This window comes from Psychrobacillus sp. Z16_25, assembly GCF_056856695.1.
This window is the reverse complement of record NZ_JBXEOV010000002.1, coordinates 159,052-172,768: the sequence shown is the minus strand read 5'-3', so window position 1 is coordinate 172,768 and position 13,717 is coordinate 159,052. Positions and strand designations below refer to the sequence as shown.

General features: G+C 36.5%; 14 protein-coding genes and 1 pseudogene. 5 read left to right on the top strand and 10 right to left on the bottom strand.

Annotation, left to right across the window (positions count from 1 at the left end; genetic code table 11):
* Positions 1-53: 53 nt before the first annotated feature.
* Entirely contained in the window at positions 54-1,871 is a 1,818-nt protein-coding gene (kdpA, locus tag AC1VU3_RS03500) for a potassium-transporting ATPase subunit KdpA (protein ID WP_482982776.1), read from the bottom strand.
* A 313-nt stretch (positions 1,872-2,184) separates the two neighbouring features.
* Here kdpA and AC1VU3_RS03495 point away from each other — a divergent pair, with 313 nt between their 5' ends.
* Together AC1VU3_RS03495 and AC1VU3_RS03490 are read left to right on the top strand one after the other, a co-directional pair.
* On the top strand, positions 2,185-4,875 hold the full coding sequence (locus AC1VU3_RS03495; RefSeq protein ID WP_482982775.1) for an ATP-binding protein: 2,691 nt from the start codon (positions 2,185-2,187) through the stop codon (positions 4,873-4,875).
* A complete protein-coding gene (locus tag AC1VU3_RS03490) occupies positions 4,872-5,567 on the top strand; it encodes a response regulator (protein WP_482982774.1) in 696 nt (231 codons plus the stop codon). Before AC1VU3_RS03495 ends, AC1VU3_RS03490 begins: the two co-directional genes overlap by 4 nt.
* A 400-nt stretch (positions 5,568-5,967) precedes the next feature.
* Here AC1VU3_RS03490 and AC1VU3_RS03485 read toward each other — a convergent pair whose 3' ends face one another.
* The 5 genes and pseudogenes from AC1VU3_RS03485 to AC1VU3_RS03465 all read right to left on the bottom strand — a co-directional run bounded on the left by AC1VU3_RS03485 (position 5,968) and on the right by AC1VU3_RS03465 (position 8,162).
* The gene (locus AC1VU3_RS03485) at positions 5,968-6,594 is read right to left on the bottom strand and encodes an FMN-binding negative transcriptional regulator (protein WP_482982773.1); all 627 of its coding nucleotides are present in this window, start codon (positions 6,592-6,594) and stop codon (positions 5,968-5,970) included.
* A gap of 1 nt (position 6,595) precedes the next feature.
* Positions 6,596-6,735 (bottom strand): annotated as a pseudogene (locus AC1VU3_RS03480) (N-acetyltransferase); the annotation flags it as partial.
* A gap of 80 nt (positions 6,736-6,815) precedes the next feature.
* A complete protein-coding gene (locus AC1VU3_RS03475; protein ID WP_482982772.1) occupies positions 6,816-7,571 on the bottom strand; it encodes an SDR family oxidoreductase in 756 nt (251 codons plus the stop codon).
* A 75-nt stretch (positions 7,572-7,646) separates the two neighbouring features.
* The gene (locus tag AC1VU3_RS03470; RefSeq protein WP_482982771.1) at positions 7,647-7,931 is read right to left on the bottom strand and encodes a hypothetical protein; all 285 of its coding nucleotides are present in this window, start codon (positions 7,929-7,931) and stop codon (positions 7,647-7,649) included.
* Between the two features lie 69 nt (positions 7,932-8,000).
* Positions 8,001-8,162, bottom strand: coding sequence for a tRNA U-34 5-methylaminomethyl-2-thiouridine biosynthesis protein (locus AC1VU3_RS03465; protein WP_482982770.1), 162 nt, complete (start codon positions 8,160-8,162; stop codon positions 8,001-8,003).
* Between the two features lie 178 nt (positions 8,163-8,340).
* Between AC1VU3_RS03465 and AC1VU3_RS03460 the strand changes: the two genes are divergently transcribed.
* A complete protein-coding gene (locus AC1VU3_RS03460) occupies positions 8,341-8,499 on the top strand; it encodes a hypothetical protein (protein ID WP_482982769.1) in 159 nt (52 codons plus the stop codon).
* Positions 8,500-8,687: 188 nt separating this feature from the next.
* On the opposite strand, the gene AC1VU3_RS03455 is transcribed toward AC1VU3_RS03460, so the two are convergent.
* From AC1VU3_RS03455 to AC1VU3_RS03440, 4 genes are all read right to left on the bottom strand, one after another.
* Entirely contained in the window at positions 8,688-9,071 is a 384-nt protein-coding gene (locus tag AC1VU3_RS03455; RefSeq protein WP_482982768.1) for a hypothetical protein, read from the bottom strand.
* A 110-nt stretch (positions 9,072-9,181) separates the two neighbouring features.
* Entirely contained in the window at positions 9,182-9,763 is a 582-nt protein-coding gene (plsY, locus tag AC1VU3_RS03450) for a glycerol-3-phosphate 1-O-acyltransferase PlsY (RefSeq protein WP_482982767.1), read from the bottom strand.
* A gap of 167 nt (positions 9,764-9,930) precedes the next feature.
* Entirely contained in the window at positions 9,931-10,509 is a 579-nt protein-coding gene (locus AC1VU3_RS03445; protein ID WP_482982766.1) for a hypothetical protein, read from the bottom strand.
* The gene (locus AC1VU3_RS03440) at positions 10,496-11,029 is read right to left on the bottom strand and encodes an RNA polymerase sigma factor (protein WP_482982765.1); all 534 of its coding nucleotides are present in this window, start codon (positions 11,027-11,029) and stop codon (positions 10,496-10,498) included. The genes AC1VU3_RS03445 and AC1VU3_RS03440 overlap by 14 nt, the downstream gene beginning before the upstream one ends.
* A gap of 487 nt (positions 11,030-11,516) precedes the next feature.
* Between AC1VU3_RS03440 and AC1VU3_RS03435 the strand changes: the two genes are divergently transcribed.
* Both AC1VU3_RS03435 and AC1VU3_RS03430 read left to right on the top strand, forming a co-directional pair.
* The gene (locus AC1VU3_RS03435) at positions 11,517-12,380 is read left to right on the top strand and encodes an SDR family oxidoreductase (protein ID WP_482982764.1); all 864 of its coding nucleotides are present in this window, start codon (positions 11,517-11,519) and stop codon (positions 12,378-12,380) included.
* Positions 12,381-12,591: 211 nt separating this feature from the next.
* Positions 12,592-13,581, top strand: a complete 990-nt coding sequence (locus AC1VU3_RS03430; protein ID WP_482982903.1) for a DNA/RNA non-specific endonuclease — start codon at positions 12,592-12,594, stop codon at positions 13,579-13,581.
* The last annotated feature ends 136 nt before the right edge of the window (positions 13,582-13,717 follow it).

The window sequence follows — 13,717 nt, the reverse complement described above, 5'->3', positions numbered from 1 at the left end:
ATCTGTTTATTTAACCAGCCTTTATTTGTATCTTGTATCATTTAAACTACCTCCTAACTCCACATGATCAAAAACTCTGCAATTGGCCCCAGCGCTAAAGCTGGGAAGAAACTTAACGCACCTACTAACAGTACGACAAAAATCAGTAAGAAAATAAACAATCCGTCGCTCGTAGATAACGTGCCCGCGGTTGTAGCCATTCTTTTTTTCTGCGCTAAACTCCCCGCAATCGCTAATGTACAATAAATTGGAAGAAAGCGAGCAAAAACCATGGATAATCCTAAAATCACATTTATAAAAGGTGTATTAGCTACAAATCCTGCAAAAGCAGATCCATTATTCGCTCCTGCTGACGTAAATGTATACAACAGCTGTGAAAACCCATGAGGCCCCAAATCATTTGTACTATTCATGACTGCTGGCACAATGGCAGCAATACCGCCAGTCACTAAAATTGCTATAGGCGTGGCCAAGCAGCAAAGCACTGCCCATTTCATTTCAAACGGTTCAATTTTTTTCCCTAAATATTCTGGTGTACGACCTACCATAAGACCAGCTATAAATACGGTTAAAATAACAAATGACAGCATACCGTAAAGACCACTTCCAACACCGCCAAAAACAACCTCCCCCAACTGCATTAGTATCATGGGGATCATCCCTCCAAGCGGTGTATAGCTATCGTGCATAGCATTCACAGAGCCATTGGATGCCGCGGTTGTAAAAGATGTCCACGTAACAGAGGAAGCAATTCCAAATCTCGATTCCTTACCTTCCATATTGCCACCAGCCTGCTCATCCATCGAAACATTTACCAACCCATTTTGAGCTAGCTGTGGTGTAGCTGTTTGTTCTGCTATTGCCAAGCCAGCAATAGCAAGAACAAGTAAACTGAACATCGCTATAAATATTGCAGTTCCCTGCTTTTTATCTTGTATGCTATAACCGAATGTAAAGCATAGTGCAATCGGAATTAATAAGATTGAAATCAACTCTAGTAAATTTGAAAAAGCTGTTGGATTTTCAAATGGATGAGCTGAATTTACACCAAAAAAACCTCCCCCATTTGTACCTAGCTGTTTAATGGCAATTTGGCTAGCCGCTGGACCCATTGGTACAAATTGCTCTGTAATCACTTGTGCACCTTTTATGACTTCACCGTCGACCATCACTTTACCTGATTCCTCTTGAATCGTTACACCCTCAATAATTGTGCCATCATCATAGATGACAATCGGTTCTAGTAATTGTACTGATTGTGCAGGCTCAAAGTTTTGTACTACTCCCTGTGAAATTAAACCGACAGTTACTACTAAGCTGATAGGCAATAAAATATAGAGCGTTACTCGCGTCATATCAATCCAAAAGCTACCTATTTCCTTACTATTCACCCGCTTAAATCCACGAATTAAGGCAAAAAGGACTGCAATACCAGTAGAAGCCGAGACAAAGTTTTGAACCGTTAAGCCGACCATCTGCGTTAAATACGTAGCCTGTGCTTCCCCCGTATAAGATTGCCAATTCGTATTTGTTATAAAGCTGGTTGCTGTATTAAATGATAAATGCCAACTCATATTCGCAATTCCTTGCGGATTTCCAAATAAAACACCTTGAGTTACTAGTAAAGCGAATAAAAATAGAAAGCCTATACCACTAAAAATCAATACCGAAAACAAGTACTTCTTCCAATCCATTTCATCTGTTGATTTAATTTTTAAAAGGCTATAAATGCCTTTTTCAATCGGCATAACAATTGTTGAAATGATAACGCGCTCGCCATTCATAACCTTGCCGATATATTTGCCTAATGGAATTGCCAGCAGTATAACAATTAATAAATACAAACCGTATTGGAGCAAGCTACTCATCATCCTTGATCACCCCTTAGCAAAATAGCAACATAGTAAAGTAACAAAAGAATTGCGCCTATTCCAATGGCATTTACAATGAATTGCATCACCATTCCCCCTTTAACCTAACAATACAAAATACCAAATGAATACGGTGTTAGGAAAACAACGATTGGTATTAAGTTTGCATTAAGAACGGCGACTAAACAGAAATCTTTGATTGATAAGAATATCTTTATACGTTCTTAATACTACTTAGATAGATTCTTATTCTTCATTAACATCCATTACGCTATACTATGGATAAATCTAATTGGATAAATGAGGGGAAAAGATGCATTTCGAAAGAGAAAACCCTGATACAATTTTGCAACGAATGTATACCATAAAAAAAGAAAAGAACCATGGTCACCTTAAAATTTTCTTTGGTTATGCCGCTGGTGTAGGCAAAACTTATGCCATGTTGAAAACAGCTCATGAGATGAAGGCTCAAGGTGTGGATGTTGTTGTCGGGTATATTGAACCTCATACAAGGCCCGAGACGTCTGCCTTATTAGAAGGACTGGAAAGAATCCCAACACAAACGATTGGACATAAAGGTATGACCTTACAAGAATTTGATTTAGACGCCGCCTTGGCTAGAAAACCTCAGCTTTTATTAGTAGATGAACTTGCTCACAGCAATATCGAACCAGCACGGCATGTAAAAAGGTATCAAGATATTCAAGAACTTTTAAAGGCGGGCATCGATGTTTTTACTACAGTGAATGTCCAGCATATTGAAAGCTTAAATGACTTAGTCGCTTCTCTAACAGGTGTAATCGTACGTGAACGCATTCCAGATCATTTTTTCGATGATGCTGATCAAGTAACACTCGTTGATATTGAGCCAGCTGAGCTTTTAGAAAGGTTGAATGAGGGGAAAATTTATGAGGAGAAACAAGCTGAAAAGGCCGTACAGAGTTTTTTTCAATTAGAAAATTTAGTTGCATTACGTGAAGTTGCCTTGCGACGTACAGCTGACCGTGTACATTATATTGCAGAAAAATCGAAATCAACAATAAAAGATTATTTAAATGCTGGAGAGCACATTTTAGTTTGTCTATCCTCCTCTCCTTCTAACGAAAAAATTATCCGAACAGCAGCTCGAATGGCGCATGCATTTAACGGGCATTTTACTGCACTTTTTGTGGAAACACCTGAGTTTGATCAATGGAGAGAAGACAATAAAGCGAGATTAAAAAAACATATACGCTTAGCTGAACAACTCGGTGCTTTAGTTGAAAAAGTCAACGGTGCCGATATCGCATTCCAAATTACTGAATTTGCACGGTATACTGGTGTCACAAAAATTGTCATCGGTCGCACTAATACAAAGCGTTCTTTATTTCCTATTAAAAAGTCCTTCACGGAACAGTTAACAGAATTAGCACCAAATTTAGATATCCATATCATTCCGGACCAGCAAAAGGCGCACTATAAAATAAAGAAGGATTGGAATAAAAAAATTACTTTTTCACCGTCTGATTTAACAAAAGTAGCTGTAATATTGGCTATCACCACTGTCATAGGTTTTTTATTTAAACTATTAAACTTAAGCGAAACAAATATTATAAATCTTTATATACTAGGTGTTCTTGCTACTGCAATTGTAACGGCAAGTCTTTTTTGTAGTATTTTAATGGCCACGCTCGGTGTCCTGGCCTTTAATTTCTTTTTTATCTACCCAACATATTCACTAGCAACGTATGAACAGAGCTATCATGTGACATTCATCATTATGTTTATAACAGCTTTTACGATTGGAACATTAGCAAGTAAGCTCCGTAGACAAGCACATATTTCTGCTGAAACAGCATACCGAACAAAAATATTACTCGAAACAAATCAATTGCTTCAGCAATCCAACAATTCCGTTGCCATTTTAGATACAGCTGCACATCAAGTACGAAAACTATTAAATCGTGCAATTGTCTACTACCCTGTACTAGATAATGAGCTACAAAAATCTGTAGTTATCTCGAATAATCAAGCTATTCATACAGACTCACTTATTACCGAAAATGAACATGCAGTTGCTACTTGGGTATTTAATAACAGTAAACATGCTGGCGCATCAACAAATACATTAAGTAATGCTAAATGCTTATATTTAGCATTACGAACTAATTTAAATGTATATGGAGTTATGGGCATCTCATTAAAACAAGGCGATACACTGGATGCTTTTGAAAAAAATTTAGTTTTGTCCATGCTTGGAGAATGTGCATTAGCGCTTGAAAAAGAACATTTTATTCGGCAACGTGAAGAAGCTGTTTCACACGCAAGAAATGAGCAATTACGCGCCAATTTATTACGGGCCATCTCCCATGATCTACGTACGCCTTTGACAACGATTTCAGGAAATGCCAACATTCTTATATCAAATGGCACGCACATCGAAGAACATACAAAGATTCAGTTATACAAGGATATTTATGATGATGCAAAGTGGCTGATTCATTTAGTTGAAAACTTGCTTTCTATTACGCGAATTGAGGATGGGACAATGCAAATTCAGATGAAAGCGGAGCTAATAGAAGAAGTAATTGATGAAGCACTCAAGCATATCAACCGTAAAAGTAGCGAACATGTCATTAAGGTAGCAGATAATGAAAACCTTTTTATGGCAAAGCTCGATACTAGGCTAATTATTCAGGTCCTCATCAATTTAGTTGATAATGCCATTAAATACACACCGGCTGGGTCAGAAATTGTTATTTCAACTAAAAAGCAGGATGATTGGATTGTAGTAGAGGTTGCAGATAATGGACACGGCATTGACGACAGAGCAAAAGAGCATCTCTTTGACATGTTTTATTCAGCATCGCAAAGTATATCGGATAGTCGGAGAGGGATGGGTATTGGCCTAGCTTTATGTAAGTCCATTATCCTAGCACATGGCGGCACATTAACAGTCCATGACAATTTTCCAACTGGTGCCATATTCCAATTCACTCTACAATCACAGGAGGTGAACTTATGATAAAACCATTCATTTTAATTGTAGAAGATGAGGAAGCTATCAGAAATTTAATCACCACAACATTAGAAACACAACATTACCGATTTCATACAGCTGCAAATGGGAGACAAGCGATTTTAGAGGCTATTTCACATAATCCGGATATTGTCATTCTAGATTTAGGCTTACCCGATATAGACGGTATAGAAATTATAAAGAAAATACGTTCTTGGTCCTTGATGCCTATTATTGTTGTCAGTGCAAGAAGTACAGATCAGGACAAAATCGATGCGCTAGACGCAGGAGCTGATGATTATTTAACGAAACCTTTTTCTGTAGAGGAGCTACTTGCTCGATTACGTGTGGCCATTCGTCGAATTCACTTTAGCAACACAGAAAACGCACAACAAAATGCTAAATTTACAAATGGTGAGCTTACAATTGACTATGCAGCTGGCTGTGCTTATTTAGAAGCCAAAGAGCTGCATTTAACACCAATTGAGTATAAATTACTTGTCCTTCTTTCCAAAAATATAGGGAAAGTCTTAACTCATAATTACATTACAAAAGAAATTTGGGGAAGTGGATGGGAGAACAATGTAGCATCACTAAGAGTATTTATGGCAACACTTCGTAAAAAAATTGAGGTGAATCGCAATCAAAAATATATCCAGACACATATAGGTGTTGGATATCGGATGTTGAAAAATTAAAAACTTGGCATCTAAAAAGAAAAAACATCAACTATTGAGAAAATATAACCAAAAGCCGCTTTGAAAATGAAAAGCCTTTATCCGTTATTTTAGATTAAGGCTTTTTTATTAACTATCAAACTACCTCTTAAATTACCTACTAGTGCTTTGGGTTAGTGCCTTATTAAGATTTCCTTCAGAATTAATATTTATTTTTTTGTTCAAATTCTATTAATGTCCCTTTACTATTAATCATTGATAATTCACTGTTTAATTGATACCAAATGATAAACATAAACAACTTAGGAGATTAAAACTAAAACGATAATTAGCCCTATAAAATACTCTTCATATTTTCTCCCTTCCTATAGTTATAGGATAGAATATAAAAATATATGGAAGAAAAAATTTAATCATGGTGTTACTGCGGTTTCTTGCTAGCACGTTTCTCCATCAACTCAGCCATTTCCTTCGATTGCACGTTTTCTTCATTATATAAATGTTGAATAATAGATTGGTAGTCACTTTCATTGCGGTTTTGACTTAGCTTGTTGGCGGCCTGGATTTCTTTGATCTTTATTTTGAATCCGACAATCCCCTTAAGCTCTTTTTCCAGCAAATCAGGAGAAAGAGTCTCCCAAAGAATAGGATGGGCACGGTGTTTTTCGTATTTTTGTAGCAGCTTAATCAGATCCTGCTCCAGCTCCTCCTTTGTTAAAAGGCAAGCAGAACCATAAATATGAACTGCCTGATAGTTCCAAGTTGGTACGTTTTCATGGCCATACCACGCTGAAGAAATATAAGCATGTGGTCCCTGAAACATCACCAGTACCTCTTCATTATTTTCTAGCGTCCTCCACTGAGGGTTCCCATAAGCCACATGTCCAGTCAAAAAGGTATCTGCACCTTCTTGAACTAGCTGAAACGGAAGATGAGTCGCAATCGGCTTTCCTTTTCTTGTCGTAACTAACGTGCCAAATGAATGTTGCTGGATGAATGAACGAATTTCCTCCACATCTGACACCTTAAAGTATTTTGGTATGTACATATTACTCCTCCTCTATGAGCGATTTCTTCATGATTATATCTGTTTGCTCTACGTCACCCAAGAAATGAGACCCTTCTGCAACAAACCCCAGCCTCCTATAAAACGCAATCGCATTTTATTCTTTTCTAACACGACAAGCCAATTTGTTTATGTTTGCCTTTGCTATTTCCAATGCTTTTTGATAAAAAAGTTAATACGAAAACACCCATTAGATTAATAACCTAAGCTCTTAAAAAACCTCCTTCTGAGTTTATTATTTGTCCTGTAATCCATTGTGCCTCTTCACTGGCAAGGAATGATACTAACCTGGCTGCATCTTCAGGTAATCCAACTCTCCCTGACAAGAACTTACTTGTTAAATGAGTTTTTATTTCATCTGTCATCCATCCTGTATCCGTAGGACCTGGATTTATTGCGTTTACAGTAATGCCTAATGGTGCCAATTCCGCCGATAAAGAAAGTGTGAAAGCTGATATAGCTCCCTTTGTTGCAACATAGGCTAATTCTCCAGTCATAGGTCCGAGTGCTTGTCCTGATGTCATATTGATGATTCTTCCCATCGATTTATTTTGTAGCTTTAAGCGACGAGCAAATTCAACACTTAGAAGAAAAGTTGCTCTCATATTTACTGCATAATGATCATCAAGTGTTTTTGCATCTAATTTCATATATCCATCTTTGGTGGAGTGTGCCGCATTATTAACTAATATTGTCGGTATGCCCAATTGGTAAGTAACCATATCAAGTAGTTTAAATGGGGAGTTTGGTTCGGACAAGTCTATTTCTATGTTGCCACATCTAACTTTGTTTTCTCTTATTATTTCATCTTGGAAGTTTAATGCCCAATCATCCTTTGAACCCCAATGTGTAAAAAATATATCTGAACCTTCTTTTGCTAGCTTACGACAAATAGCCGCTCCAATTCCTTTATGATGGCTTACACCGGTGACTATTGCTATAGACCCATCTAATGTCATAATCTCTCCCCCTCATTTAACAAAACTTTTTTCGTTTCTCAATAAACAAACCGACTCATTTCTACAACACGGAATTCAATAAAAAGGTCGTTGATCATTTCTTGGATCAAAGCACCCGTTGGTTAAATAAGAAGGTGAATAAATTCTGTCTAGATCAGTATCCATTAGAAATTCAACCTCAATATCACTGTCAAAAGGTAATTGTTCAAAATTATGTAATCTACAAAATACATTAGGAAGGTCTTTTATATCATAGGTTAATTTCTTTGCTTGTAAATATTTTTGCTTTAGCTGTTGTTCGGAACATTTTTTACCTGTAAGTAGAACTTGATGATAATAACCGTCAATTTTAATAATCATAATATCACGACTAGTTGCTAATCAGTCTTATAGCTTAGATTTTTACTAAAGCACCTGATTGTTCATTATTTATTCAGTTTCTTCTTTTGGATTACGTCTGCCTATTAAAAAACCTGAAATAAGACCTGATAAAAACAAACTATATCCATTTGGGGAATAATCATTCGTAAAAACCCCCCATATAAGCCAGACCATCAAAGAAATGAATATAAAATAAAATAGACTTTTCACTATCCTACCTCCTCTATTTAATAGTTAATTTCTCCAACCCTCTTCGAATTTCCTTGTTTAACTAAACTGTTCCGTTACTATCATAAGAAGTTCAATATTATATTAACTGACCGCCTTTTTATTTTTCAGACAAAAATGAATTAACACCTTATGATATTAATTTAGGAGCTGATGCAATGTGGAAGATAAACTGATTTTTAAAAGCTATTCTAGGCTGCTATTAAGAGATTTAAAAGATGTAAAAGAGGCTCTTAAGGTAAAAGACTATGAGACAGCTGAGAAACTCATAAATGAGCTTATAAACGATACTCAAAAAGACGTAGAGAGTGGCAATTAAACTAACGATTTGGATATGATGCTCACTTTAATTAGCTTATTAGCCCGCTGTGGAGAACAGAAGTTACTCAATATCCCTTGGATAAAGTAGTATTGTCTCCACAGATGGTATCTTCTCTATCTATATACATTGCTTCATTATTCTAAATAGCCCACTATACAGGCTAATACTTACAGTCAGTCACTTGTTTAGTTTTCATTGAATAATGAATGTAATTCCTCTAAAATTTGCTCATTTTCTTTATAATAAAAATCATTTATTTGCGTAGTTGAAAAGGAAAGTGTTAGAACTTCCCCTTCAAATAGATTTACATTATATAAATAACCTTCCTTCCCATCTTGGTTTGTAGAAGGTTCAAATCTGATGTCTTTAACACTATCAAGCCAAGCATTTATTATTGATTTATCCGTTATTTCTTTTAACTCTCCATTACCGTGTCTAATCTCTATTTTGGATACTTCTAATAACTCTCCTGAGTATATTTCCTCAAAAGTCATAGGTTCATGCTTTGAGCACCCAACAATGGATAATATAAGCATCGTCGCTAATAATCCTAGGTAGAAATTTTTCAATTGAATTTCCCTTTGCTAAAATAGCCTGCTCCTTTACTTCAATAAGAATTTAACATAAAAAAGGCATTAATCTTTCTTTGATCAATGCCCCCTAGCTAAACAAGTCATACTCAATATCTTTCAACTATTTTGTTCTCTGTTCCATTTACAATTCTCTTTATATTTTGTCTGTGTAGAATGATTATTGATACGCTTATAAGTAAAGAAAGTAATATGATAACTTCGTCTTCAAATATAAGACTGTAAATAAATAATGATATACTAGCCAGCATTGAACTAAGTGATACATACATAGTAAATAGTAAAGTTAACACAAACACAACAAAACCAACAAAAACACCTAAAGGAGTCAAATACAAGAAAACTCCGGTAGCTGTAGCAACAGCCTTTCCACCTTTAAAACTAGCAAACACAGAAAATATATGCCCTAATATGGCTAATAAACCACATATAATGGGATTAACTGTAGAGCTAAGTATTAGGGGGAGAAAACAAACAAACGTACCTTTTAAAATATCAGCAACTGCAACAATTACTCCTGCTATTACCCCTAAAACTCTGTAAGCATTAGTTGCACCAAGATTACCACTACCATAATCACGAATATCCTTCTTATAAAACATTTTACCGACTAATAAAGCAAATGAAATGGAACCTATTAAATAACTTAAAATTAGAGTTAAAATATTCAAAGTAGTATTATCTCCTCATTTAGCTTGTTATCATAAGTATTTCTATTTATTGTACATTTGTTCATGCAATCCTCCCTGCATGAACCTCCCATTTACTTCATTAAGTAGTTCAACATAAAAGAGCATTAATCCTCCTTGGTTTGGATATCAGAAAAACTTTTATATTGTTATTTAGCAAATGGAATATTGCTTAATATACGATAGACATTCATAGCGCTTTGATTGGTGCTAGCATAATATTTTTCCTCGGTTAAACTATAGAAGATGATTTCCCCTTCATTTTCCCATAGCTTTACATGTAGTTGATTTCCATCCATAGCTTTAATTGTCATATCAAAAGAAGGCTCCTGGTAAGTAGGGATTGCTTCTAAAGGAGTTAACTGGCCTAGAAATGAATCTAATTCCTGATAGAATAATTCATCCTTAATTTGAGCTGCTGTTAAAGTAGAAGTAGAATACGCTTTGAATGAAGTGGATGAAACGGAATTTGCTACCCAGACTTCACTTACTTCAACTTCTATGCTTGTAGATGTTAGGTCCTTCTGGTCATTTCCAGTAGTAATTAGTAAGAAGATAGCAATGATAGCGCTTAATATAGCGATGCCTCCAGCTAAAGGACGATGTATCTTTTGGGTATTTTTCTTTGCCTGTAGGACGTTTACTAGTGTTTTTTGTTTCTGCTCCACTGGACGTTGTACTTGTTTAAGTGTATCAAAATAGGAATCAAGCTCATCAAAACGACTCATTCCAGCTCTCCTCCTTTCTCTCTAACGCATCCTTTAGTTTTTTTAACCCTCTAGCTGTCATCGACTTCACTTTATCCTCTGACCAACTTAGAATTTGAGCTGTTTCTTTTACAGAGAGCTCATTAATTTTCCGTAAGATAAGTACTTCGCGATATTCTTTCTTGAGGGAAAGCAGATACATATACAACTGCTCCCTTTCCTCGGTATGTGTCACTACGTCTATTACTGATTGCTCTGATCCTTTTATTAGCTGGAGCAGTCTACTTGGATCAAAGAAGCTTACAAGTTTCTTTCGCTTCAAGTGATCCAATGTCGTATTTCTAGCTATTTGGTATACCCATGTATGGATACTAGATTGAAATTGAAAAGTATCTAAGTTTCTATGCACCTTTATAAAGGTTTCCTGAGTTAAGTCTTCGGCTGTATGTACATTGTGGACCATATAAAATATATATCTGAATACATGATCAGAGTGTAGCCGATAAATTTCTGTAATATCAAGCTTTGAAGCGTCGTCCATCCTGCACCCCCTTATCTATTAGACGATTGAACAAGGAAAAGGTGCTATATTACGAATGGAATAATTTTTTTCAATGAAAATTACAACATTAGCTTTCATTTTTACAACATTGTAGGGCCTTTTTACAACATTACCTGCTATTTTTACAACATTATCTTCTGGAAGAGCTTGCTCGAAGGAAAATTACAACATAAGCCTTCATTTTTACAACATTAAGTGAATTTTTTACAACATTACCCGCTATTTTTACAACATTATCTCCTAGAAGAGCTTGCTCGAATAAAAATTATGACAGTTACTATCTTTTGTTGGTTCGCATCTATGACTGGGCGGATAATTTTTACCCTTTTCTTATTCAGAGAAGCTTATAGTAGGAATACATTCACTAAGGCATTTCCGCTTTCATTCTACTTGTTTAAATGTTTTGTCCACTCACACAAGGGTATTGGTTTCTTGAAACCACATATCAGTGAAAGGAATGATCTACATGGATAAAAAGCCTGAAAACATTCCTGCTCAAATGCAGGAGAGACAACCAGGATTTGAAAGGGAGATGGAGCCTAGACCAGACTTTGCTCAAAACTTTGCGGGAAAGCTTCGTTTACCTAATAAGGTAGCTCTTATCACTGGTGGGGATAGTGGAATTGGACGAGCAGTTGCTCTTGCATATGCCAAGGAAGGCGCGGATGTGGCTATTTCCTACTTAGATGAGCATGAGGATGCGGAGAAAACGAAGAAACTTGTAGAAAATGAAGGCAAACGCTGTCTTTTAATTCCAGGAGATATTGGAGAAGAGTCTTTCTGTAAGGAAATAATTGAGAAAGTAATTGCTGAATTTGGCAAGCTTGATATATTGGTCAATAATGCTGGCGAGCAGCATACACAGGATTCTATTAAGGATATTACAACGGAGCAGCTGGAGAGAACGTTCAAAACGAACTTTTTCAGTATGTTTCATTTAACCAAGGCTGCACTCGACCACTTAAAGCCTGGTAGTGCAATTATCAACACTACCTCTATTACTGCGTTTCAGGGTGCGCCATCCCTAATCGACTACGCTTCCACAAAAGGTGCGATTCTTACCTTTACTCGATCTCTAGCAGGCTCGCTTGCAAAGCAGAAGATTCGAGTGAATGCGGTGGCGCCAGGTCCAATTTGGACTCCTCTTATTCCAGCTTCCTTTACCGCTGAAGAAGTAGAAGGCTTTGGGAAGGAAGGCGAATTTGCAACGCCACTGGGTAGACCGGGTCAGCCGAGCGACCTTGCACCTGGATACGTATACCTTGCATCCGATGAGTCCTCTTTTGTCACAGGACAGGTGCTTCATATTAACGGTGGTACACCGTTTTAACACTGAAAAGGCCCTCATTGTAGGGTCTTTTTTAAGTGCAAAGTAACTTGTATTAGTTGAAAGTCATCTGAACAATATATTTTGCCTTTATTTAAAATTAATAAAATATTAATAAGATGTCTAAATGAGTTGTACTATAAACAATGGATTATCATTGCCGAATTAGTCAGTATTCGGAAAACTATTATAGGAGTGTCCTAAAGTGAAAAAGATATGGAACTATTTAATCATCCCTTTATTATCAATTCTCCTTTTGGTTGGTTGTACCGACTCGGAGGAAACATCCCATATAGATGTAGAAACAGAAAATGAAACTCAAGAACTCACGACAGAAACACAAACACAGGAAGAAACACAAGAAGAAACGACAGAGGAAACAAATAAAACCAATGAAAAAGTAGAGACTAGCACGATAGTTGAGGAAAAACCGGCAGTAGAAGAAACAAAACCTGAGGCAACTGACTCATTGTTCGCAGGATACAAACTTATTGAAGTGGATGGTGGCGATAAGTCTGGATATCGCCAACCTAACGTAGTTGTAGATATTGGTTTTGGAGACCGAGAATATTGGGCTTTTACAAATGAATATGGACAGCTCGTGCGTGTGGTTGCAGAGGAAATCATTCTACAAAATGACGATAACGAACCTGTAACATCTTCTGGCAGATACTATAGTGATGAAGCAAAAGTACCTGGTGTGGAAAGAGCAGATTTAGATGAAGGACATATCATTGCGGATTCTCTTGGAGGGGTTTCGAATGCTTATAACATTACCCCACAGGAAAGTACGCTTAACCGACATGGTGATCAAGCTTATATGGAGGATGCGATTCGAAAAGCTGGTGGTGCCACAAATTTTGAGGCAATCATCACTTATCCTAATACGAAAACGCAGATTCCTTCCAGTTATCAGTATACCTATACCATCAGAGGTAACAAAGTCGTTGATAAATTTAACAATGTAAACCCGGATAAAGTGAACGCTGACCTTGGTTTAACAGGTAGTAAGCCTTCCCCTTCCACTACCACTACGCCTAGCTCCAACAAGACAGGTGATATTTCTAGTGTAGATACAAATGGTAATGGCCAGGTGACAATAAAAGAAGCAAAAGCAGCAGGATATAGTATGCCGATAACGAGAGACCACTGGTTATACCCGTATATGGATGACCGAGACAATGATGGTTTGGTAGGCGAATAAGCTTAAAAATAGAATATACGCAAATAGACCAGCAAATTGTATGCTAATTTGTTGGTCTTTTTTATTGATATATGAACTTTAATTTTACTATAAAATGTATGGCAATTTACGTACTTACAGTATTTGTTTTCTACTT

Bases quoted from the DNA above. Each gene is read 5' to 3' on its own strand.
- AC1VU3_RS03445 (WP_482982766.1), bottom strand. From the start codon at position 10,509: ATGAGTCGTTTTGATGAGCTTGATTCCTATTTTGATACACTTAAACAA.
- AC1VU3_RS03485 (WP_482982773.1), bottom strand. From the start codon at position 6,594: ATGTACATACCAAAATACTTTAAGGTGTCAGATGTGGAGGAAATTCGT.
- AC1VU3_RS03490 (WP_482982774.1), top strand. From the start codon at position 4,872: ATGATAAAACCATTCATTTTAATTGTAGAAGATGAGGAAGCTATCAGA.
- AC1VU3_RS03440 (WP_482982765.1), bottom strand. From the start codon at position 11,029: ATGGACGACGCTTCAAAGCTTGATATTACAGAAATTTATCGGCTACAC.
- kdpA (WP_482982776.1), bottom strand. From the start codon at position 1,871: ATGATGAGTAGCTTGCTCCAATACGGTTTGTATTTATTAATTGTTATA.
- AC1VU3_RS03495 (WP_482982775.1), top strand. From the start codon at position 2,185: ATGCATTTCGAAAGAGAAAACCCTGATACAATTTTGCAACGAATGTAT.
- AC1VU3_RS03470 (WP_482982771.1), bottom strand. From the start codon at position 7,931: ATGATTATTAAAATTGACGGTTATTATCATCAAGTTCTACTTACAGGT.
- AC1VU3_RS03435 (WP_482982764.1), top strand. From the start codon at position 11,517: ATGGATAAAAAGCCTGAAAACATTCCTGCTCAAATGCAGGAGAGACAA.
- AC1VU3_RS03475 (WP_482982772.1), bottom strand. From the start codon at position 7,571: ATGACATTAGATGGGTCTATAGCAATAGTCACCGGTGTAAGCCATCAT.